Annotated in this window: 20 protein-coding genes and 1 riboswitch; of the genes, 13 read left to right on the plus strand and 7 right to left on the minus strand. The window is 61.3% G+C overall.

Annotated features, from left to right (window positions below; genetic code table 11):
* The first annotated feature begins 194 nt into the window (after positions 1–194).
* From V6607_RS30635 to V6607_RS30650, 4 genes are all read left to right on the plus strand, one after another.
* Positions 195–1,190: a metalloregulator ArsR/SmtB family transcription factor gene (locus V6607_RS30635; protein ID WP_003216864.1), complete on the plus strand. Its 996-nt coding sequence runs from the start codon at positions 195–197 to the stop codon at positions 1,188–1,190.
* A 19-nt stretch (positions 1,191–1,209) separates the two neighbouring features.
* Positions 1,210–2,400: a methionine adenosyltransferase gene (gene metK / locus V6607_RS30640; protein WP_003216863.1), complete on the plus strand. Its 1,191-nt coding sequence runs from the start codon at positions 1,210–1,212 to the stop codon at positions 2,398–2,400.
* Positions 2,401–2,543: 143 nt separating this feature from the next.
* Positions 2,544–4,229 (plus strand): NAD-dependent DNA ligase LigB, encoded by a 1,686-nt coding sequence (gene ligB / locus V6607_RS30645; protein ID WP_134327708.1) that lies wholly within the window; start codon positions 2,544–2,546, stop codon positions 4,227–4,229.
* Positions 4,230–4,310: 81 nt separating this feature from the next.
* Positions 4,311–4,706: a DUF1090 domain-containing protein gene (locus tag V6607_RS30650; protein WP_134327451.1), complete on the plus strand. Its 396-nt coding sequence runs from the start codon at positions 4,311–4,313 to the stop codon at positions 4,704–4,706.
* Positions 4,707–4,713: 7 nt separating this feature from the next.
* Here V6607_RS30650 and V6607_RS30655 read toward each other — a convergent pair whose 3' ends face one another.
* Positions 4,714–5,163 (minus strand): cytochrome c, encoded by a 450-nt coding sequence (locus V6607_RS30655; protein WP_008434083.1) that lies wholly within the window; start codon positions 5,161–5,163, stop codon positions 4,714–4,716.
* 128 nt (positions 5,164–5,291) lie between these two features.
* Between V6607_RS30655 and V6607_RS30660 the strand changes: the two genes are divergently transcribed.
* Entirely contained in the window at positions 5,292–6,461 is a 1,170-nt protein-coding gene (locus V6607_RS30660; protein WP_102604137.1) for an MltA domain-containing protein, read from the plus strand.
* Between the two features lie 140 nt (positions 6,462–6,601).
* Here V6607_RS30660 and V6607_RS30665 read toward each other — a convergent pair whose 3' ends face one another.
* Entirely contained in the window at positions 6,602–6,988 is a 387-nt protein-coding gene (locus V6607_RS30665; protein WP_003216858.1) for an MAPEG family protein, read from the minus strand.
* A 31-nt stretch (positions 6,989–7,019) separates the two neighbouring features.
* Positions 7,020–7,853: an EamA family transporter gene (locus V6607_RS30670; RefSeq protein WP_008434089.1), complete on the minus strand. Its 834-nt coding sequence runs from the start codon at positions 7,851–7,853 to the stop codon at positions 7,020–7,022.
* A gap of 155 nt (positions 7,854–8,008) precedes the next feature.
* Between V6607_RS30670 and V6607_RS30675 the strand changes: the two genes are divergently transcribed.
* On the plus strand, positions 8,009–8,149 hold the full coding sequence (locus tag V6607_RS30675) for a hypothetical protein (protein WP_166742182.1): 141 nt from the start codon (positions 8,009–8,011) through the stop codon (positions 8,147–8,149).
* A 157-nt stretch (positions 8,150–8,306) separates the two neighbouring features.
* A complete protein-coding gene (locus V6607_RS30680; protein ID WP_008434094.1) occupies positions 8,307–9,572 on the plus strand; it encodes a sodium:proton antiporter in 1,266 nt (421 codons plus the stop codon).
* Here the strand turns inward: V6607_RS30680 and V6607_RS30685 are convergent.
* Both V6607_RS30685 and V6607_RS30690 read right to left on the minus strand, forming a co-directional pair.
* Positions 9,566–10,453 (minus strand): formate/nitrite transporter family protein, encoded by an 888-nt coding sequence (locus V6607_RS30685; protein ID WP_134327452.1) that lies wholly within the window; start codon positions 10,451–10,453, stop codon positions 9,566–9,568. The genes V6607_RS30680 and V6607_RS30685 overlap by 7 nt on opposite strands.
* Positions 10,454–10,529: 76 nt before the next feature.
* Complete coding sequence (locus V6607_RS30690; protein ID WP_003216852.1) at positions 10,530–10,934, minus strand: hotdog domain-containing protein; 405 nt, start codon at positions 10,932–10,934, stop codon at positions 10,530–10,532.
* Positions 10,935–11,132: 198 nt separating this feature from the next.
* Positions 11,133–11,238: riboswitch (S-adenosyl-L-homocysteine riboswitch) on the plus strand.
* Positions 11,239–11,259: 21 nt separating this feature from the next.
* On the opposite strand from V6607_RS30690, the gene ahcY reads away from it, so the two are divergent.
* From ahcY to V6607_RS30715, 5 genes are all read left to right on the plus strand, one after another.
* Complete coding sequence (ahcY, locus tag V6607_RS30695) at positions 11,260–12,669, plus strand: adenosylhomocysteinase (RefSeq protein ID WP_003216850.1); 1,410 nt, start codon at positions 11,260–11,262, stop codon at positions 12,667–12,669.
* Between the two features lie 174 nt (positions 12,670–12,843).
* Complete coding sequence (metF, locus tag V6607_RS30700; RefSeq protein ID WP_008434100.1) at positions 12,844–13,689, plus strand: methylenetetrahydrofolate reductase [NAD(P)H]; 846 nt, start codon at positions 12,844–12,846, stop codon at positions 13,687–13,689.
* A 75-nt stretch (positions 13,690–13,764) separates the two neighbouring features.
* The gene (locus V6607_RS30705) at positions 13,765–14,847 is read left to right on the plus strand and encodes a hypothetical protein (protein WP_134327453.1); all 1,083 of its coding nucleotides are present in this window, start codon (positions 13,765–13,767) and stop codon (positions 14,845–14,847) included.
* A gap of 70 nt (positions 14,848–14,917) precedes the next feature.
* A complete protein-coding gene (locus V6607_RS30710; RefSeq protein ID WP_087693230.1) occupies positions 14,918–15,721 on the plus strand; it encodes a transporter substrate-binding domain-containing protein in 804 nt (267 codons plus the stop codon).
* Between the two features lie 222 nt (positions 15,722–15,943).
* A complete protein-coding gene (locus tag V6607_RS30715) occupies positions 15,944–17,827 on the plus strand; it encodes a DEAD/DEAH box helicase (RefSeq protein WP_003216846.1) in 1,884 nt (627 codons plus the stop codon).
* Between the two features lie 69 nt (positions 17,828–17,896).
* Here the strand turns inward: V6607_RS30715 and V6607_RS30720 are convergent, their stop codons facing one another.
* A complete protein-coding gene (locus V6607_RS30720; protein ID WP_003216844.1) occupies positions 17,897–18,493 on the minus strand; it encodes a YceI family protein in 597 nt (198 codons plus the stop codon).
* 32 nt (positions 18,494–18,525) lie between these two features.
* Positions 18,526–19,077 carry a cytochrome b gene (locus tag V6607_RS30725; protein ID WP_003216842.1) on the minus strand — a complete coding sequence of 184 codons (552 nt, stop codon included), beginning with the start codon at positions 19,075–19,077 and terminating at the stop codon, positions 18,526–18,528.
* Positions 19,078–19,357: 280 nt separating this feature from the next.
* Here V6607_RS30725 and V6607_RS30730 point away from each other — a divergent pair, with 280 nt between their 5' ends.
* A complete protein-coding gene (locus V6607_RS30730) occupies positions 19,358–20,764 on the plus strand; it encodes an adenosylmethionine--8-amino-7-oxononanoate transaminase (RefSeq protein ID WP_134327454.1) in 1,407 nt (468 codons plus the stop codon).
* Positions 20,765–20,796 lie beyond the last annotated feature (32 nt).

The following is a 20,796-nucleotide window of genomic DNA, read 5'->3' on the forward strand; positions in this document are numbered from 1 at the left end:
CTCAGCCACGGCCCTCGGGGCAATGACAGATAGTCACTTGGGGGTGTTTTTCCTGCGGATTGACTGGAGAAACCGCCCCCCGCTTCGTCCATGGGTTATAGCGGCTGCTTATAACCACCGATTATCGACCAATATCAAAACTTTTTGATATTGCCCTTGCGGGGTTTTCCCACCGTCACTAGACTGCTGGCCTTATGAACCTGAGCGCACCTTCCATTCGACCCGACGACAGCGACGAGCTGGCGGCCCTGTGCAAGGCCGGTGGCGATCCGTTGCGCCTGAATGTGTTGCGCGCGCTGACCAACGATTCGTTCGGGGTGCTGGAGCTGGCGCAGATCTTCGCCATCGGCCAATCCGGCATGAGCCACCACTTGAAGGTACTGGCCCAGGCCGACCTGGTGGCGACCCGCCGCGAGGGCAATGCGATTTTTTACCGTCGCGCCCTGCCCCACACCGAGCAACTGGGCGGCAAGCTGCACGCCGCTCTGCTCGAAGAAATAGACAGCCTGGCGCTGCCGGCTGACGTGCAGTCGCGCATCAGCCAGGTGCACGGGCAACGTGCTGCCGCCAGCCAGGACTTTTTCTCACGGGTAGCCGAGAAGTTTCGCGCCCAGCAGGATCTGATCGCCGGCTTGGCGCAATACCGCGAAAGCGTGCTGGCACTTTTGGACAAGCTGAGCTTCAGTGATGAGGCTACGGCGGTTGAAGTGGGCCCGGGTGATGGCGGCTTCCTGCCGGAGCTGGCGCGGCGCTTTCATCAGGTCACGGCGCTGGACAACAGCCCGGCGATGCTGGAGCTGGCCCGCCAATTGTGTGAGCGCGAAGCGCTGGGCAATGTCCACCTGCAGTTGGCGGACGCCCTGAATGACACCAGCCTGCGGGCCGATTGCGTGGTGCTGAACATGGTCCTGCACCATTTCGCCGCCCCGGCAGACGCCCTCAGGCAGATGGCGAATTTGCTGCAACCAGGCGGCAGCCTGTTGGTCACGGATTTATGCAGCCACAACCAGAGTTGGGCCAGGGAAGCCTGCGGTGATCTCTGGCTGGGTTTTGAACAGGACGATCTGGCCCGTTGGGCCACCGCTGCGGGACTCGTTCCCGGGGAAAGCCTCTATGTAGGTTTACGTAATGGTTTCCAGATTCAGGTCCGCCATTTTCAGCGGCCGGCTGGCGACACTCACCATCGGTAAATATCAGGAAAACATCGAGATGAGCGAATACTCCCTTTTCACCTCCGAGTCCGTGTCTGAAGGGCATCCGGACAAAATCGCCGACCAGATCTCTGACGCGGTGCTGGACGCCATCATCGCTGAAGACAAGTTCGCCCGAGTGGCGTGCGAGACTCTGGTGAAAACGGGCGTGGCGATCATCGCCGGCGAAGTCACCACCTCTGCCTGGGTAGACCTGGAGCAGATCGTGCGTGATGTGATCATCGACATCGGCTACAACAGCTCCGACGTCGGCTTCGACGGTGCGACCTGCGGCGTGATGAACATCATCGGCAAGCAGTCCCCTGACATCAACCAGGGTGTCGACCGTGCCAAGCCTGAAGATCAGGGCGCCGGCGACCAGGGCCTGATGTTCGGCTATGCCAGCAACGAAACCGACGTGCTGATGCCGGCACCGATCACCTTCTCCCACCAGTTGGTGAAGCGCCAGGCCGAAGCCCGTAAATCCGGTGCATTGCCATGGCTGCGCCCGGACGCCAAGTCCCAGGTGACCTGCCGTTATGAAGGCGGCAAAGTCGTCGCCATCGACGCGGTGGTACTGTCGACCCAGCACAACCCGGACGTTTCCTACGCCGACCTGCGCGAAGGCGTCATGGAGCTGATCGTCAAGCACGTGCTGCCTGCCGAACTGCTGACCAAGGACACCCAGTTCCACATCAACCCGACCGGCCAGTTCATCATCGGTGGCCCGGTGGGCGACTGCGGCCTGACCGGTCGCAAGATCATCGTCGACAGCTACGGCGGCATGGCCCGTCACGGCGGTGGCGCGTTCTCCGGCAAGGATCCATCCAAGGTTGACCGTTCGGCGGCCTACGCCGGTCGTTACGTGGCCAAGAACATCGTGGCCGCCGGCCTGGCCGAGCGTTGCGAGATTCAGGTGTCCTACGCAATCGGTGTGGCCCAGCCTACGTCGATCTCGCTGAACACCTTCGGTACCGGCAAGATCAGCGACGACAAGATCGTCAAGCTGGTGCGTGAGATCTTCGACCTGCGTCCGTACGCAATCACCACCATGCTCGACCTGCTGCACCCGATGTACCAGGAAACTGCGGCCTACGGCCACTTCGGTCGTACCCCTGAGCAGAAGACTGTCGGCAACGACACGTTCACTACGTTCACCTGGGAAAAGACCGACCGTGCCAACGACCTGCGTACTGCCGCCGGCCTGTAATCGTCCTACGGTGTACACAAAGCCCCGGCGTTCTGTTCAAGCGAGCAGAAACATCGGGTAAAAAGCCTCGCGGTTGCGGGGCTTTTTTATGCCCGCAGGGATGGCTTAGGCTGGGCGCCCTTTTCAGAGCAAGGATGCTCATGATGACGTCACTTATGCGCTGGCTGTTTTTCCTTTTACTCAGCTTCTCGCCGCTCACTGCGTGGTCGCAGGAGTGCCCCGACTGGGAGGCCGATCACGCCCGGGCCCAGATCAGCACCCTGGCGCAACAAATCCGCTTGTGGGATGACAGCTACCACCGGCTCGGCCAGTCATTGATCAGCGATGAGCTGTATGACCAGGCCAGCCAGCGCCTTGCCCAATGGCGCAGGTGTTTCACTCCCTCCGCCCCAGTCACGGACGACCCGCTGGGCAGCGCGCGAGGCACGACCGCCCACCCGACGCCCCACACCGGCCTGGAAAAACTGCTGGACGATAACGCCGTGCAAACCTGGCTGGAGACTCGCCAGGACGTGTGGATCCAGCCCAAGGTCGATGGCGTCGCCGTCACGCTGGTTTACCGCAAGGGCCGGTTGAGCCGGGTCATCAGTCGCGGCGATGGCCGGCTGGGCCAGGATTGGTCAGCCTCCGCCCGCCGGATTCCGGGGATCGTGCAGCAACTGCCCGAGTCCGTTGACCTGTTGTTGCAGGGCGAACTCTATTGGCGACTGAATGACCATGTGCAAGCTGCCAAAGGTGGCCTCGGCGCCCGCGGCAAAGTGGCCGGGCTGATGAATCGCCGGCAGTTGAGCGACGCCGAGGCCGCCAATATCGGTCTGTTTGTCTGGGCCTGGCCCCAGGGCCCCGATGACTTTTCCGAGCGGCTGAGCCAGCTGGCGCAGTGGGGCTTCACCGACAGCGGGCGCTACAGCCACCCGATCAAGGACATTACCGAAGCGGCGCACTGGCGCAGCTATTGGTACAGCCACCCGCTGCCCTTCGCCAGCGACGGCGTGGTATTGCATCAAGGCCAGCGGGCCCCGGCCGAGCGCTGGCGGGTCAGCGCGCCCTACTGGGCGGTTGCCTGGAAGTACCCGGTGGCCAAGGCATTGGCCCATGTGCGCAAGGTGCACTTCAAGATTGGCCGCACCGGGCGCATCACCTCCATCCTGGAGTTGGAACCGGTACTGCTCGATGACCGGAAGATCAGCCGGGTCAGTGTCGGTTCGCTGAAACGCTGGCGGGAACTGGATATCCGTACTGGCGACCAGGTCTCCATCAGCCTCGCCGGGCACGTCATCCCACGCCTTGACCGCGTCATCCTGCGCAGCCAGCCACGGGCCGAGTTGCAGGTCCCGCAGGCCAGGGACTTCCACCCCTTGAGTTGCTGGCAACTGGCCCCGGGTTGCGAAGAACAGCTGCTCGCGCGCCTGACCTGGCTGAGCGGCGCCCAGGGCCTGGCCCTGCCACACATCGGCCGCGAAACCTGGAACACCTTGATCCAGGCCGGCCTGATCGACGGCCTGCTCGATTGGTTAACCCTGGATGAGGCAGAGCTTGCTAACATTGATGGCTTCGGCGAACGCAGCAGTGCGCGTTTACTCGACAGCTTGCGCAGCGCCCGGCAGCGACCGTTCGCGCAATGGCTGATGGCCCTGGGAGTACCGCCCACGGCGCGCAACAATCTACAAGGCGGCTGGCAAACCCTGGCCGCCAGAGACACTCAAGCCTGGCTGGCCGAAGACGGCATAGGCCCGGGTCGCGCGGCGCAACTGAGCGCTTTTTTTCGCGACCCGCAGGTACTGGCCTTGAGTGAAACATTACGGGCTGCCGGGATAGATGGTTTTTGACCTCTGCCCGACGGCATTAACCGGTGCCGGCAGAATTCATCCTGCCCACCTGATTGCGACCTTGTTTGCCTTGGAGCCTTTATGAAATTTCTTGCACCTTTTGCCCTGTTGACCGTCGCTACCCTTATGTCCGCGCCATTGCTGGCAGCCGAGGAAGCTGCGCCACTCACAGGCTGCGCCGCCAAGCGCGAGTCCATCAACACCCAGATCGAACAAGCCAAGGCCCACGGCAACAGTGAGCAACAAGCCGGCCTGGAAAAAGCCTTGAGTGAAGTCACCGCCAACTGCACCGATGCCTCCTTGAAAAAGGAGCGGGAAAACAAGGTGCTCGACGCCAAGCACGAGGTCAGCCGCCGTCAGGCTGACCTCGACAAGGCCATGAAGAAGGGTGACTCCGACAAGATCAACAAGCGCAAGGACAAGCTGGCCCAGTCACGCAAGGACTTGCAGGAAGCCCTGGACGAACTGGACAAGTAAGACGGCCTCAGTGATCGCGGAACTGTTTATGGCACGCGGTACAGGCATCTTCGACTTTCTGCACCGCCGGCCCGAGGTTGCTGGCCTTGTAGGGCTGGACCTGGCTGGCGATCACCAATTCACCGGTGGCCGTTTCAAGGTTTCGAGCCATTTCCTGGAAGCGTGCCTGCTGCTGCCACACGTCGTCCTTGGCGCTGGTGTGGTCTTCTTCACGCACGCTCGGGAAATGTTTCCACGGTTCGTGGGACAACGCATCAAGCTTGACCGCGCCTTCGGCAAATTTGCCGCCGTCGAATGGAATGCGCCCACGCAACATGCCGCCCAGGTCTTCGCCGGTCTTGAGCATCTGCTTGAAAATGGCCTTGCGCTGGCCAAGGGGCGAATTCGGATCAACCCCGCCGCAGGCGGACAGTGTCAGGCAGGCCAGCAATACAACGGTCAGTCTTTTAAAAGTCATGATGGCTCAAGGTCACGGGAAACGGCGGCCAGTATCCTCGCCCCGCCCGCAAAGACCAATACCCCTATTAATAATAAGGGTTGCTCGAACGCCAGCCGATACGAGCAATCGCTTCAGGAATTTTGTGTATGAATACCCGTTTTAAGCCTTGGCGCCGCCTCGTGTGGGCCCTGCCAATGATCGCGCTGCTGGCCGGTTGCGACACCGGCAAGGACGAAAAAGCCAAGCCCCACGCCATTGCTACCTACGTCGGCGCCACCTGGGAAAACCTGCCGGCCGTGTCGGACAGCGACCTGCAAGCCGGCTTCGAATCCTGGCGCAGTGCCTGTCAACGCCTCAAGACTGACCCGGTATGGGGCGCGACGTGCGCGGCATCGGCCACCGTGCCGTCGACCGCAGTGGCGATTCGTGACTTCCTCAAGGCCAACCTCGACGTCTACGGCCTGCGCTCGGCAGACAACAGCCCCAACGGCCTGATCACAGGCTACTACGAACCGGTTTACCCCGGCAGCCTCACCGAAACCGCCACCGCCCATGTACCGGTGTTCGGCGTGCCGGATGACCTGATCATCGTCAACCTGGAAAGCATCTACCCGGAGCTCAAGGGCAAGCGCCTGCGCGGTCGCCTGGAAGGCCGGGTACTCAAACCCTATGACGACGCCAGCACCATCAACCACCAAGGCTCCACCGCCAAGCCCATCGCCTGGCTGACCAACCCGATGGACCTGCAATTCCTGCAGATCCAGGGTTCAGGTCGTATCCAACTGGCCGACGGCCGCCAATTGCGGGTGGGTTACGGCGACCAGAACGGTTACCCGTACCGCCCCATCGGCCGCTGGCTGGTGGAGCAGGGCGAGCTGAAAAAAGAAGACGTGACCATGGGCGCCATCGCGGCCTGGGCCAAGGCGCATCCGCAGCGTATTCCTGAATTGCTGGCAAGCAACCCCAGCTACGTGTTCTTCAGTGCCCGCCCCGACAGCAACGAAGGCCCGCGTGGCTCGCTGAACGTGCCGCTGACTGCGGGGTATAGCGTTGCGGTGGATCGCAAGGTGATTCCACTGGGCAGCCTGTTATGGCTGTCGACTACCCGACCGGATGGTGCGCCGATTGCCCGCCCGGTGGCTGCGCAGGATACCGGTGGTGCAATTACCGGCGAAGTGCGGGCCGACCTGTTCTGGGGAACCGGTGATGCCGCTGGTGAGTTGGCGGGCAACATGAAGCAGCAGGGCCAGATCTGGATGCTGTGGCCCAAAGGCGCAGCGTTGCCAAAAGTGCCGGACGCGCCGACAGGCACCTGAAGAACACCAAGGTCTATGTGGGAGCGGGCTTGTGTGGGAGCGGGCTTGCTCGCGAATGCGGTGGATCAGTCGATACATCCGGTGACTGACACACCGCATTCGCGAGCAAGCCCGCTCCCACACTTGAACAGTGTCAGGCTTCAGATCGAGACGAAGAAGAAGCTCGCAATCAACGCCATCCCTACCGCCCACACCACCGACCGCAGCATCGCCCAGTCCGCCAGGTAGCAGATGATGTAGAGCAACCGGCTGGTGATGAACAGCACCGCCAGGACGTTGATCGTCACCAGCGACGCAACGCCAGCCAGATGGGCAATGATCACCGCCGCCGCAAAGGCCGGGGTCACTTCGAAGCTGTTGAGTTGCGCACTGTGGGCGCGCTTGGCAAACCCCTCGAGGGTGTCGAGGAACGCCCGCGGGTCATGGTTCTGCCGGGGCCCGAACTTGCCGCCGCTGAACTTGGCCACGCCCGTGCACAGGTACGGCAGAAAAATTGCGATCAACACACACCAGAAAGCGACTGTCATAACCCATTCCTTTTTTAGTTTTATCCGACGGTTAGAGTTTCATCACGAACATGCCGATCAGCACCAACCCACAGGCTATGAGCCGTGGGCGGCCGAAAGGTTCTTTCAGGTAACGCATGCCGAACAGCACCACCAGGATCACGCTGACTTCGCGCAGCGCAGCGGCTTCGGCAATCGAGCCCAACTGCATGGCCCAAAGCACCAGAGCGTAGCTCAACAACACGCACAACCCGACACTCAGCCCCAGCCGCCACTGCGTGCGCCAGAACAGCCCGAACGCCGCCCGTTTGCGCACCATCGCCAGCAACGGAAACGGCCATGCGCTTATCAGCGTCAGCCACACCAGGTAGTCCAGCGGGTGTGACCAACGGCGCAATGCCTGGCCATCGAGGAAGGTGTAGCAACCGATACACAGGCCGATCAACGCCACCACCGGCAGCATCGACCAGGGCAACCGGTCGCCACCGCCGCCCTGCCATAACAGGCACAGCATGCCGAACGGAATCAGCAGAATGCCGAGAATCTGCTGGGGACTGAGCACCTCACCGGCAAACACCAGCGTCAGCGCCAGCACCACCAAAGGCGACAAGCCGCGCATCAATGGGTACACCAGGCCCAGGTCACCCACGCGATAGGCCTGGATCAGCAGGTAGCGGTAGAGCAATTCAAACAACGCCGAGGCGATGATCCACGGCCAGATTTCCAGTGGCGGAAACGATACAAACCCCACCGCCAGCACCACAAACAGCAACGCCACCGTGTCCATGCACGCGATGACCAACAGGCGCTCGCCGCTGAATTTGATCAAGGTGTTCCACGTCGCATGCAACAACGCCGCTACCAGTACCAGAGCTGTTGCAATCACGGTGACTCCCCAGTCATAAAAAGCGGAATTGATTCGCCATATTTCAGCACCTGTTTATACTAAAGCCGACCACGCCGCACTCAGTTGCGCAAAGACCTGGACCAATAAATTTTTGCTGCTGCCCGATCTTCGCCGATCCGGGCGTCGGCCTGCGTATGCCTGATCAGAGCGTCGCGATTACCGAAGGAGAACCTCACCTGCCGCTCGGCGCCTGGATCGGCGGGATGGTGGTGGCGGCACTTTTGTTCATCGACCTGCAACGTCGTCGCCCTGCTGCGGTCAACGTAGCCAACTGATAAATGTGTTCTGTGTGGGAGCTGTCGAGCTTTAGCGAGGCTGCGATACAGGCGCTGCGGTCTTGCAGCCTCACCCAGGTGATGCCATCGCAGCCTCGCTGGGGCTCGACAGCTCCCACATATGATCTCTACTCACTCCTCCATCCAAGGACCCCGGATGCTTGAACTTGTCGCTGCGTTTATTTGCCTCACCACCCTGCTCACCTATGTGAACTACCGCTTCATCGGCCTGCCGCCCACCATCGGTGTGATGGTCACGGCACTGATGTTTTCCCTGCTGCTGCAAGGCTTGAGCTTTATCGGCTACCCCGGCCTTGAAGAGCGCATCCAGCAGTTGATCGGCCAGATCGACTTCGGCGACCTGCTGATGAACTGGATGCTCTCGTTCCTGCTGTTCGCCGGCGCCTTGCACGTCAACCTGAGCGACCTGCGCAGCTACCGCTGGCCCATCGGCCTGCTTGCCACCTTCGGCGTATTGATTGCCACGGTGGTGATCGGCAGCCTGGCCTTCTACATCTTTGCCCTGTTCGGCTGGCACGTGAGTTTCCTGTACTGCCTGCTGTTCGGCGCGCTGATTTCCCCCACCGACCCGATCGCCGTGCTCGGTGTGCTGCGGACCGCCAATGCGTCGAAACCACTGAAAACCACCATCGTCGGCGAATCGCTGTTCAACGACGGCACGGCGGTGGTGGTGTTCACCGTGTTGCTGGGCATCGCGCAACTGGGCGAGACGCCTACGGTCGGCGCCACGGCCATGCTGTTTGCCCATGAGGCGATTGGCGGCGTGGTGTTCGGCGGGCTGATCGGCTACATCGTGTATCTGATGATCAAGAGCATCGAGCAGTATCAGATCGAAGTGATGCTGACCCTGGCCCTGGTGATCGGCGGCTCGGCGATGGCCACTGAACTGCACGTCTCGGCACCGATTGCGATGGTGGTGGCGGGCCTGATCATCGGCAACCTCGGCCGCAAGCTGGCGATGAACGACATGACCCGGCGCTACCTGGACGGTTTCTGGGAACTGCTCGATGACATGCTCAACGCCCTGCTGTTTGCGCTGATCGGCATGGAACTGCTGCTGTTGCCGTTCAACTGGCTGCACGTGTTGGCCGCCAGTTTGCTGGCCGTGGCAATCCTGTTGTCACGCCTGCTGACGGTGGCCCCGGCGATCCTGCTGCTGCGGCGCTGGCGCACGGTGCCCCGCGGCACCATCCGCATCCTCACATGGGGCGGCTTGCGCGGCGGGGTTTCCGTGGCACTGGCCCTGGCCCTGCCACTGGGCCCGGAGCGTGACTTGCTGCTGAGCATCACCTACATCGTGGTGCTGTCTTCGATCCTGTTGCAGGGCTTGAGCATCGGCAAGCTGGTCAAGCATGTGACCAAGGATGAGCCGGCGCCTGCTGCGGCGCCGGAGACTCACTGACCCTTGTTGATCTGCTGCGGATGCCTAGGGTCCGCAGCGGCTTTGCCCGGCAGGCTGCTTTCGCTGCGAATCTGCGCATGGCTGATCAGCGCAAAGATAAAGCTGCCGCCGATGATATTGCCCGCCAGCGTCGGCCCGGCGAACACCAGCCAGAAGTCTTTCCACGGCAGCTCGCCGGCGAATACCAGGTACGACACTTCCGCCGAGCCCACCACGATGTGGGTGAAGTCTCCCAGTGCCATCAGGTAGGTGATCAGGATGATGATCCAGATTTTGGCGCTTTCCATGGAGGGGATCATCCACACCATGGTGGCGATCATCCAGCCCGACACGATGCCCTTGGCGAACATCTGGTAGGCGTCGTTTTCCATGACCTTGCGCCCGATTTCCAGGAAGGCCAGGTCGGTCTTGGTGTCAAAGATCGGCAAGTGCAGCATCACGTACGCCACCAGCAAGGTGCCGCACAGGTTGCCCACCAGCACCACGGCCCATAAACGCAGCAGGCGTGCGAAATTCTTCAGCGTGGGTTTGCTCATCACCGGCAACACCGCGGTCAGGGTGTTTTCGGTGAATAACTGCTGACGGGCGAGGATCACGGCAAGAAAGCCGGCGCAGTAACCAAAACTGGTGATCACCTTGAACTCTTCGCCATCCGGCAGGCGCGAGTTGAGCAAGCCCATGCCCATCAGTGACAGGCCCATGGTCAGGCCGGCGGCCAGCGCCGACCACCACAACGCGGCGACGTTGCGCTCCAGTTCCTGATCGCCTTGAGTGCGGATGATTTCATGCAGAACCGCCGCGCGAGGCGGCTGGTTCTTGTCGACGTCGTGCTGCTCTTCCTGCGACAGATTGGGGGTCTTGCCGTCTTCTTGCGTGGCCATGGTGATACCTGAACGGGGGGCGATGTTCAGGTACGACCTATGGTTGATCAAGAGCGTTCACTGGCCCTGCGCAGGATTACTCGCCGAGGCCTTCCGACTGGAACTGATCCTTCACGTACTTGATCTCGGTACGGCCGTGGGGCGCCGGCAGACCGTCTTCACCCAGGTTCACGAAGACCATTTTTTCCACCGTCAGAATGCTCTTGCGCGTGATCTTGTTGCGCACTTCACAGGTCAGGGTGATGGAGGTGCGACCGAACTCGGTGGCGGTGATGCCCAGTTCGATGATGTCGCCCTGGCGCGAGGCGCTGACGAAGTTGATTTCGGAGATGTACTTGGTCACCACCCGCTGGTTGCCCAACTGGACAATCGCGTAGATGGCCGCTTCTTCGTCGATCCAGCGCAGCAGGCTGCCACCGAACAGGGTGCCGTTGGGGTTGAGGTCTTCGGGTTTTACCCATTTGCGGGTGTGGAAGTTCATGTTCACTCCAAAGCGTGTTGCGAAATGATGGGCAACATCATGGCAGAGGCCGGGCCCAAGCTCTATGAGCCATTGCCTATCAACCCCATGAGCGATCTTCATGCCGCCGACAGAAAGGCTTTAGAAGTCAGGCGCAGGCGGCTATAATCGCCTCCGCTTCAAAACGGTCATCTTCGATTGATACCGTTCTCCCGCCACCTGTCCGAGGGGCGCTGCAGCAGGCTCGACCTGTCAGGCTCGGATGGGGCGTTGTCCGGCCTGGTTAGCCAGCTGGATACTAAACGCACAACGGCGCCCATTCGCACACTACGAATGGAGGCTCTTCATGAGCGCTGTAATCACGCCTGCAGGTTTTACCGACTACAAAGTCGCCGACATGTCCCTCGCTGCCTGGGGCCGTCGCGAAACCTTTATCGCCGAATCCGAAATGCCAGCCCTGATGGGCCTGCGTCGCAAGTACGCCGCTGAGCAGCCGCTCAAGGGCGCGAAGATTCTCGGCTGCATCCACATGACCATTCAGACTGCCGTGCTGATCGAAACCCTGGTTGCCCTGGGTGCCGAAGTACGCTGGTCGTCCTGCAACATTTTCTCGACTCAAGACCAGGCCGCTGCCGCTATCGCTGCTGCCGGTATCGCCGTGTTCGCCTGGAAAGGCGAAACCGAAGAAGAGTACGAGTGGTGCCTGGAGCAAACCATCCTCAAGGATGGCAAGCCATGGGACGCCAACATGATCCTCGACGACGGCGGCGACCTGACCGAGCTGCTGCACAAGAAATACCCGCAGATCCTCGACCGCGTCCACGGCGTGACCGAAGAAACCACCACCGGCGTTCACCGCCTGCTGGACATGCTGGCCAAGGGCGAGCTGAAAATCCCGGCCATCAACGTCAACGACTCGGTGACCAAGAGCAAGAACGACAACAAGTACGGCTGCCGTCACAGCCTGAACGATGCGATCAAGCGCGGCACCGACCACCTGTTGTCCGGCAAGCAAGCGCTGGTGATCGGCTACGGTGACGTGGGCAAGGGTTCGTCCCAGTCCCTGCGTCAGGAAGGCATGATCGTTAAAGTCTCCGAAGTCGACCCGATCTGCGCCATGCAAGCCTGCATGGACGGTTTCGAAGTGGTTTCGCCGTTCATCAACGGCCAGAACGACGGCACCGAAGCCAGCATCGACAAGGCCCTGCTGGGCAAGATCGACCTGATCGTGACCACCACCGGCAACGTGAACGTGTGCGACTCGAACATGCTCAAGGCCCTGAAAAAGCGCGCCGTGGTGTGCAACATCGGTCACTTCGACAACGAAATCGACACCGCTTTCATGCGCAAGAACTGGGCATGGGAAGAAGTGAAGCCACAGGTACACAAGGTTCACCGTACCGGTGCTGGCGATTTCGACCCGCAGAACGATGACTACCTGATCCTGCTGGCCGAAGGCCGTCTGGTCAACCTGGGCAACGCCACTGGCCACCCAAGCCGCATCATGGATGGCTCGTTCGCCAACCAGGTACTGGCCCAGATCTTCCTGTTCGGCCAGAAATACGCCGACCTGTCGCCCGCCCAGAAAGCCGAGCGCCTGACCGTGGAAGTACTGCCGAAGAAACTCGACGAAGAAGTGGCCCTGGAAATGGTCCGCGGCTTCGGCGGCGTAGTGACTCAACTGACCAAGACCCAGGCCGACTACATCGGCGTGACGGTCGAAGGCCCGTTCAAGCCGCACGCTTACCGCTACTGATTTGCCTGCTGCCTGCTCCCCATGTGGGGGCAGGCTTTTGTGGGAGCGGGCTTGCTCGCGAAGGCGGTGTGTCAGTCGACTTATCTACTACTGACATACCGCCTTCGCGAGCAAGCCCGCTCCCACATTGACGGTGTGCACCTTCTGGCTTTATGAGTTTCCATAGGTATGACCATGTCCCAAGACCGTCGCTACAGCTTCGAGTTCTTCCCGACCAAGACCGATGCTGGGCATGAAAAACTGATGGCAACTGCCAAGCAGTTGGCCAGCTACCACCCCGATTTCTTCTCCTGCACCTACGGTGCCGGTGGCTCCACCCGCGATCGCACGATCAACACCGTGCTGCAGCTGGAAAGCCAAGTCAAAGTACCTGCAGCTCCGCATTTGTCCTGCGTGGGCGACAGCAAGGCCGACCTGCGCAGCCTGCTGACCCAATACAAGCAAGCCGGCATCAAGCGCATCGTCGCCCTGCGCGGTGACCTGCCGTCCGGCATGGGCATGGCCAGCGGCGAGCTGCGCTACGCCAATGACCTGGTGAGCTTCATTCGCGAAGAAACCGGCGATCACTTCCACATCGAAGTGGCCGCTTATCCGGAGATGCACCCCCAGGCGCGCAATTTCGAAGACGATCTGCAGAATTTCGTGCGCAAGGCCAACGCCGGCGCCAACAGCGCGATCACCCAGTACTTCTTCAACGCAGAGAGCTACTTCTACTTCGTTGAGCGTGTACAAGCGATGGGCGTGAACATTCCGATCGTGCCGGGCATCATGCCGATCACCAACTACAGCAAACTGGCGCGCTTCTCTGACGCCTGCGGCGCGGAAATCCCACGCTGGATTCGTAAACAACTGGAAGCCTACGGCGACGACGTCAAGAGCATCCAGGCGTTCGGCGAACAGGTCATCAGCGAAATGTGTGAACAATTGTTGCAAGGTGGCGCGCCAGGGTTGCACTTCTATACCCTGAACCAGGCTGAGCCAAGCCTCGCTGTCTGGAACAACCTGAAGCTGCCACGCTAAGGTCTGTGCCGAAATGCAAAGGCCCTCATAATGAGGGCCTTTGCCGTTCTAAACGCCCACGGAATTCTGCAGTCCATGAATACAACCGCCCCGACGTCCCGCCCGCAACTGGTCTACCTGGTGTTCGGCGCAGAGACTTACCATCAGGAAGCGGTATTCAGCATCGCCAGCGCCCTGTCGTTCCTGCGGGACGAGCCGGACACAGGCATCGACATCCAGGTCTTCACCGACAACCCCGAGCCCTACCGCCTGCTGCCGGTACGGGTACGCCCGCTGGACGAAGCCACGCGCAAACGCTGGAGCGAGCCTCACGGCTATCACTTTCGCACCAAGCACGTGGTGCTGCGGCAAGTGTTGCAAGAATCCGAAGTGGCGCTGCTGATCGACACCGATACGTTTTTCCATCATTCGCCCCTGGCGCTGTTTGAACGCGTGCAGCCGGGCACCCTGCTGTGCAACGCCTTCTACACCAAGTACGGCGACAACCACGAAAGCATTCTGTACAGCGCCCTGTACCAGCGCCTGCTGGACATGGGCGTGGCCGACGATGACATGATGACCCTCAATTCAGGGGTCATGGGCCTGACGCAGCAGGACGCGCACATCCTCGACCGCTCGATCGATTTGATGGACAAACTGTTTCCCCATGCCCAGGGCGCCTACACCCTGGAAGAGTTCTGCCTGTCCATTGCCGCCTATCGCACCCTCAACGTGCGCGAATGCCCGGACCTGATCCACCATTACTGGAGCCGCAAGCAGCTGTTCCGGGCCAAGGTCAAGGCGTGGATCGCCAAGCATGGGGCAAACCCCACCAGCGCCACGGCCCTCGATGACACGCGCCAGGTTTCCGCCCACCTGCCCCGCCCGCCTCGTCTGCAACGCTTGATGTACAAGCTGATCACCCTGGCACTGCCCAAGCACCAACAGCAGTTCATCCGGGAAATCCTCTACGGCTGCTACGAACATGAAAACGAGTTCGACCAGGCGTGTGGCCCGGTTTGGTGGGACAAGGCCCGACAAAACCAGGAAGAGCGCCAGGGCCGACCGGTGGATGCCCATCTGCTGGAGCACTGGTTTGGCAATCCCGTGGTGCGGCTGATTCTCGGCGAGCGGCGCGAGGCGATCTACGAACACCTGATCAAATCTCCGGACAAGTAAACCTGGCGGGCGCCCGCAGATCACTGTGCCAGAGCTTCTCTTTAGCCCGATACAGTCGTAATCTCAGGGTATGCCTGTCACTTTCCGGTTATTGACTGCTGTTCTTTTCGCTTGCCTGAGCCTCGGTGCCCATGGCGAGAAACTGCGCATTGTCACCGAGCCCTGGGCGCCTTACGTCTACGACGACAACGGCACCATGCGCGGGCTCGACTACGAGACCACGGTGATCGTGTTCCAGCGCCTGGGCATCGATGTGGATTGGCAATTCCTGCCCTGGAAGCGCTGCCTGGCGATGCTCGACCAGGGCCAGGCCGACGGCGCACTGGATATTTTCCATAGCCATGAACGCGACGCGGTGCTGCTGTACCCCAGCGAGCCGCTGTCCGAGGTGGAGTTCGTGCTGTTCTACGCCAATCAGCGCCCACACCCGTTCCAGACCTTCGACGACCTGCGCGGCCTGACCATCGGCACCTCGCCAGGCTACCTCTATGGCGCCGAATTCAGCGAGTCCACCCTCTTCAAGCAGGAGCCGGCCGCCAGCCATGAGGCCAACTTCGGCAAACTGGCCCTTGGCCGGATCGACCTGGTGATCACGGACCGTCGGGTTGGCCAGCATGTACTCAAGGCCCTTGGACTTGAGGACCAGGTCACCCAGGCTCCCCAGGTAGTCAGCAGCCAGCCTCAGTTCCTGGCCGTGCGCCGCGGGGCGGGCATGGATTTGCTGGTGCAACGCTTCGCCGCCGAACTCAAACGCTTCAAGCAAGAGCCTGCCTACGCGGCCTTGAGCGCCAAATATGCAGGCAGCAGCCCGCAAACCAGCGCATCAGCCCTGCCCGTACGCACCGTTGAGCAGCAGGAAAGCGGCGCAGAGTGATTGCTCTGTTATACTCCGGCCTTTCCGCCAGGCTTACGCCCGGACGCTTCGGTCTTGCAAAAGGCACCCGACCCCGCTACAGCGCAGCTTTCAAGCCCGCGCGAGCCGTCTGAGTGCCCGCCAGCCCCAGCAGGACCGGACGGGATTGCGTTCATCTAAACGCCATTCACGCCAGGCAAGACTATCCCTCTGGGCCAAGCCCTAACTAAAACAGGATTACTCATGTCCTTTGCTTCCCTCGGTCTCTCCGAGGCTTTAGTCCGCGCCATCGAGGCAGCGGGCTATACCGAGCCTACTCCGGTGCAACAGCGGGCCATTCCCGCCGTGTTGCAAGGCCGCGACCTGATGGTTGCGGCTCAGACAGGTACTGGTAAAACCGGCGGCTTCGCCCTTCCGATCCTGGAGCGGTTGTTCCCCAACGGTCACCCGGACAAATCCCAGCGTCATGGCCCGCGCCAACCGCGCGTACTGGTCCTGACCCCTACCCGCGAACTCGCCGCCCAAGTGCATGACAGCTTCAAGTTGTATGCCCGCGACTTGAAGTTCGTCAGCGCCTGCATCTTCGGCGGCGTCGGCATGAACCCACAGGTTCAGGCCATGTCCCGCGGTGTCGACGTACTGGTTGCATGCCCGGGTCGCTTGCTCGACCTGTGCGGCCAAGGCAGCGTCGATTTGTCCCACGTGGAAATCCTCGTGCTGGACGAAGCCGACCGCATGCTCGACATGGGCTTTGTCCATGACGTGAAAAAGGTCCTCGCGCGCCTGCCGGCCAAACGCCAGAACCTGCTGTTCTCGGCCACGTTCTCCAACGACATCACCGCGTTGGCGGGCAAGTTGTTGCACAACCCCGAGCGCATTGAAGTCACGCCGCCGAACACCACGGTCGAGCGTATCGAGCAGCGCGTATTCCGCCTGCCGGCCGCCCACAAGCGTTCGCTGCTGGCCCACCTGATCACCGCCGGCGCGTGGGAACAGGTGCTGGTGTTCACCCGCACCAAGCACGGCGCCAACCGCCTGGCCGAGTACCTGGACAAGCACGGCCTCACCGCCGTCGCGATCCACGGCAACAAGAGCCAGAATGCCCGCACCAAAGCCCTGGCCGACTTCAAGGCCGGTGAAGTGCGCATCCTGGTCGCCACCGACATCGCCGCTCGCGGCCTGGACATCGACCAACTGCCCCACGTGGTCAATTTCGAGCTGCCAAACGTCGACGAAGACTACGTGCACCGTATCGGCCGTACTGGCCGGGCCGGTCGTTCGGGCGAGGCCATTTCCCTGGTCGCACCGGACGAAGAAAAGCTGCTGAAAAGCATCGAGCGCATGACCAAGCAGAAAATCGCCGACGGCGACCTGATGGGCTTCGACTCCAGCGCCGTTGAGGCCGAGAAGCCTGAAGTGCGCGAGCGTCCGGACGTGCGCAACCCGCGCAACAACCCACGCGGTCCGAAGGGCGATGGCCCGAACGGCGGCGGCGGTGGTGGCGGTCGTAAAGACAAGGGCAAGGACAAGGGCGGCAAGGACAAGGCTGCGACCAATGGCCGTGGCGAACGCCCGGCCCGTGAGCAAAAGCCCCGTGAAGGCACCCCGGCCCGCGAACAGCGCCAGCCGAGCCAGCCGCCACGTGCTGCTGCCGACCGTGCTCCGGACGAGTTCCTGGACGACGATGTGGACAACTTCGGTAACCGCGTTGACTACGTGCCCCAGGCCAAGCCGGCCCAGGGCCGTGGTCGTCGTCCGGGCGCTCCGGCCCAGGGCGCAGGCGCCGGTACTCCGCGTACCGGCGGCCAGCCACAAGGTCGCCAGAACGGTCCGCGCAGCAGCAACGGCGCCACCACCGGCACCCCGCCTGCCAAGCGCAGCGGCCCGCGCAACGGTGCACCGCGTGACGGCCAGGCCCGTCGCGAAGAGTCGCGCAACCGTCGCCCGGCCCGTGATGATCAACCTCGCCTGTCGGAGCCAGCGGTGCAAAACCCGCGCGGCGGCCCGGCACCGAAGATCATCCACAAAGAGTCGAAAAGCGATCGCACGCTGACACCTGAGCAGTTGGATCAACTGCCGGGCCGTCCACGTGGTGAAAAACCGGCGTTGCTGACCCGCAACCGCTGAGTTTTCAAAGCGCCATAAAAAATGCCCCGGATCGCGAGATCCGGGGCATTTTTGTGTGGCCGGCGAAAATTACTTCGCTTTCACACCTTCAAACGTCACGTACAGCTCAACGTTGTTGGACGCTGGACCCAGGTCCATCTGCTTGCCGAAGTCCTGGCGATTGAAGGAGGTAGTACCTTCAAAGCCGGCACGGTAGCCGCCCCATGGATCCTTGCCTTCACCCAGGAAGGTCGCCTTGACGACGATCGGCTTGGTCACGCCGTGAAAGGTCAGGTCGCCGGTCACGTCAGCAGTGACTTGGCCAGCGGCATTCTTGCCAGTGGTCTTGACGCTGGTGGAGACGAACTTGGCATCGGCAAACTTGCCAACGTCCAGGAAGTCTTTGCTGGCGATGTGCTTGTCACGTTCGGCGTGGTTGGTGAACACGCTGGCGGTGCGGACGTTGAACTCAATCTTGCTGTCTTCAGGCTTGGCAGCATCGAAGCTGAACTTGCCGTCCAGGTCCTTGAAGGTACCGGTGATGAAGCTGTAGCCCAAGTGGCTGATCTTGAAGTCAACGAAGGCGTGTTGGCCTTCCTTGTCGACAACGTAGTCAGCTGCCATCGCCTGACCGGCAGTCAGCAGGGCAGAACCGATGGCCAGAGCGGCGAGAGTCTTTTTCAACATGCTTTCTATTCCTTGTGAGTCGAGGTTGAACATCAGGCTTTGCGCCCCAGCATACGAACCAGGGTCACATCACGATCAATGAAATGGTGTTTCAGCGCGGCCACGCCATGCAGGCCGGCGAACACCACCAATACCCAGGCCAGGTACAAATGCACCACGCCTGCGGTGTCTGCCTGGTCCGGTAGCCCGGAAACCAGTGCAGGAATCTCAAACAGGCCAAACACCGGGATCCCGACACCGTCTGCGGTGGAAATCAGGTAACCGGCAATCATCACGGCAAACAGCCCGAGATACAGGAACGCGTGGCCAAACGCAGCCCCCAGACGCGTCATGCGGCTATAGCTGGCAAGCGGTGGCGGCGGCGGACTGACCAGGCGCCAGACGATCCGCACGAGCATGATGGCGAACAGCGTAATGCCGATGCTCTTGTGCAGGTCCGGGGCGTCTTTGCGCCAGGCACTGTAGTAGTCGAGACCGACCATCCACAGGCCCAATGCGAACAGACCGAACACCACCAGGGCCACGCCCCAGTGCAAAACGATGCTGACCCAGCCATAGCGGGCCGGTGAATTACGTAGTTGCATGTCCCAAATCCCGTAAGAGCTGTGGCAAGACTATCGATTTACCTATCGAATTAAAGCGGAAAATTTCGCTTTGAAATATCGAGAAATACGATCAAGAGCGTATGCAGAGTAAGTTAACAAGAGATTAAGGACTATCCAGAAGAAACGTGACGGACTGTCCTGCGTTTACCACCAATTTACGCTTCAGACTCGCAATGGGTTGTGACACAGGCCTGCATTGCATAGGCTTGCGCGATTGTTTCGCCCGCGCACGTCGCGAGCCGCTTCGAGGAGAATGAACATGGGTTTGAATAACCAGTGGATGCAACGCGACCTTGCGGTGCTGTGGCATCCCTGCACCCAGATGAAAGACCACCAGCAACTGCCGCTGATCCCGATCAAGCGCGGTGAAGGCATCTGGCTGGAAGACTTCGAAGGCAAACGCTACCTCGACGCCGTCAGTTCCTGGTGGGTCAACGTGTTTGGCCACGCCAACCCGCGCATCAACCAGCGCATCAAGGACCAGGTCGACCAGCTGGAACACGTGATCCTCGCCGGTTTCAGTCACCAGCCGGTAATCGAGCTGTCCGAGCGCCTGGTGAAGATGACCCCCGAAGGCCTGACCCGCTGCTTCTATGCCGACAACGGCTCGTCGTGCATCGAAGTCGCGCTGAAGATGAGCTTTCACTATTGGCTCAACCGCGGCCTGCCGAACAAGAAGCGCTTTGTCACCCTGACCAACAGCTACCACGGCGAAACCATCGCCGCGATGTCGGTTGGCGATGTGCCGCTGTTCACCGAGACCTATAAAGCCCTGCTGCTGGACACCATCAAGGTGCCGAGCCCCGACTGCTACCTGCGCCCCGACGGCATGAGCTGGGAAGAACATTCCCGGAACATGTTCCTGGCCATGGAGCAGACCCTGGCCGAAAACCACGACACCGTGGCCGCCGTGATCGTCGAGCCGCTGATCCAGGGCGCCGGCGGCATGCGCATGTACCACCCGGTGTACCTCAAGCTGCTGCGCGAAGCCTGCGACCGTTATGGCGTGCACCTGATCCACGACGAAATCGCCGTGGGCTTTGGCCGCACCGGTACGATGTTCGCCTGCGAACAGGCCGGCATCCGCCCGGACTTCCTGTGCCTGTCCAAGGCCCTGACCGGCGGCTACCTGCCGCTCGCCGCGGTGGTCACCACCGACGATGTGTACGACGCCTTCTACGACGACTACCCGACCCTGCGCGCCTTCCTGCACTCCCACAGCTACACCGGTAACCCGCTGGCCTGTGCGGCGGCCCTGGCGACCCTGGATATCTTCGAAGAAGACAACGTCATCGAAAACAACAAGGCCCTGGCCCAGCGCATGGCGACCGCCACCGCGCACCTGGCGGACCATCCGCACGTCTCGGAAGTGCGCCAGACCGGCATGGTGCTGGCCATCGAGATGGTGCAGGACAAGGCCACCAAGACCGCCTACCCGTGGCAGGAACGCCGTGGCCTGAAGGTGTTCGAGCATGCGCTGGAGCGAGGCGCGCTGCTGCGGCCGTTGGGCAGCGTGGTGTACTTCCTGCCGCCGTATGTGATCACCCCGGAGCAGATCGACTTCCTGGCTGAAGTGGCCAGCGAAGGGATTGATATCGCCACCAACAGCAAGGTCAGCGTGGCGGTGCCCAAGGATTTCCACCCGGGGTTTCGTGATCCGGGCTGATTGAGTTGATCGTTCCCACGCTCCGCGTGGGA

Source organism: Pseudomonas sp. KK18 (genome assembly GCF_037094675.1).
In the GTDB taxonomy this organism is placed as follows: Bacteria; Pseudomonadota; Gammaproteobacteria; order Pseudomonadales; family Pseudomonadaceae; genus Aquipseudomonas.

Coding starts and splice junctions, on each gene's coding strand:
- V6607_RS30680 (WP_008434094.1), top strand. CDS start 8,307: ATGCTTGAACTTGTCGCTGCGTTTATTTGCCTCACCACCCTGCTCACC.
- ahcY (WP_003216850.1), top strand. CDS start 11,260: ATGAGCGCTGTAATCACGCCTGCAGGTTTTACCGACTACAAAGTCGCC.
- V6607_RS30655 (WP_008434083.1), bottom strand. CDS start 5,163: ATGACTTTTAAAAGACTGACCGTTGTATTGCTGGCCTGCCTGACACTG.
- V6607_RS30715 (WP_003216846.1), top strand. CDS start 15,944: ATGTCCTTTGCTTCCCTCGGTCTCTCCGAGGCTTTAGTCCGCGCCATC.
- metK (WP_003216863.1), top strand. CDS start 1,210: ATGAGCGAATACTCCCTTTTCACCTCCGAGTCCGTGTCTGAAGGGCAT.
- V6607_RS30690 (WP_003216852.1), bottom strand. CDS start 10,934: ATGAACTTCCACACCCGCAAATGGGTAAAACCCGAAGACCTCAACCCC.
- V6607_RS30720 (WP_003216844.1), bottom strand. CDS start 18,493: ATGTTGAAAAAGACTCTCGCCGCTCTGGCCATCGGTTCTGCCCTGCTG.
- V6607_RS30665 (WP_003216858.1), bottom strand. CDS start 6,988: ATGACAGTCGCTTTCTGGTGTGTGTTGATCGCAATTTTTCTGCCGTAC.
- V6607_RS30730 (WP_134327454.1), top strand. CDS start 19,358: ATGGGTTTGAATAACCAGTGGATGCAACGCGACCTTGCGGTGCTGTGG.
- V6607_RS30635 (WP_003216864.1), top strand. CDS start 195: ATGAACCTGAGCGCACCTTCCATTCGACCCGACGACAGCGACGAGCTG.
- V6607_RS30685 (WP_134327452.1), bottom strand. CDS start 10,453: ATGGCCACGCAAGAAGACGGCAAGACCCCCAATCTGTCGCAGGAAGAG.
- V6607_RS30660 (WP_102604137.1), top strand. CDS start 5,292: ATGAATACCCGTTTTAAGCCTTGGCGCCGCCTCGTGTGGGCCCTGCCA.
- V6607_RS30725 (WP_003216842.1), bottom strand. CDS start 19,077: ATGCAACTACGTAATTCACCGGCCCGCTATGGCTGGGTCAGCATCGTT.
- V6607_RS30710 (WP_087693230.1), top strand. CDS start 14,918: ATGCCTGTCACTTTCCGGTTATTGACTGCTGTTCTTTTCGCTTGCCTG.
- V6607_RS30705 (WP_134327453.1), top strand. CDS start 13,765: ATGAATACAACCGCCCCGACGTCCCGCCCGCAACTGGTCTACCTGGTG.
- ligB (WP_134327708.1), top strand. CDS start 2,544: ATGACGTCACTTATGCGCTGGCTGTTTTTCCTTTTACTCAGCTTCTCG.
- V6607_RS30675 (WP_166742182.1), top strand. CDS start 8,009: ATGCCTGATCAGAGCGTCGCGATTACCGAAGGAGAACCTCACCTGCCG.
- V6607_RS30650 (WP_134327451.1), top strand. CDS start 4,311: ATGAAATTTCTTGCACCTTTTGCCCTGTTGACCGTCGCTACCCTTATG.
- metF (WP_008434100.1), top strand. CDS start 12,844: ATGTCCCAAGACCGTCGCTACAGCTTCGAGTTCTTCCCGACCAAGACC.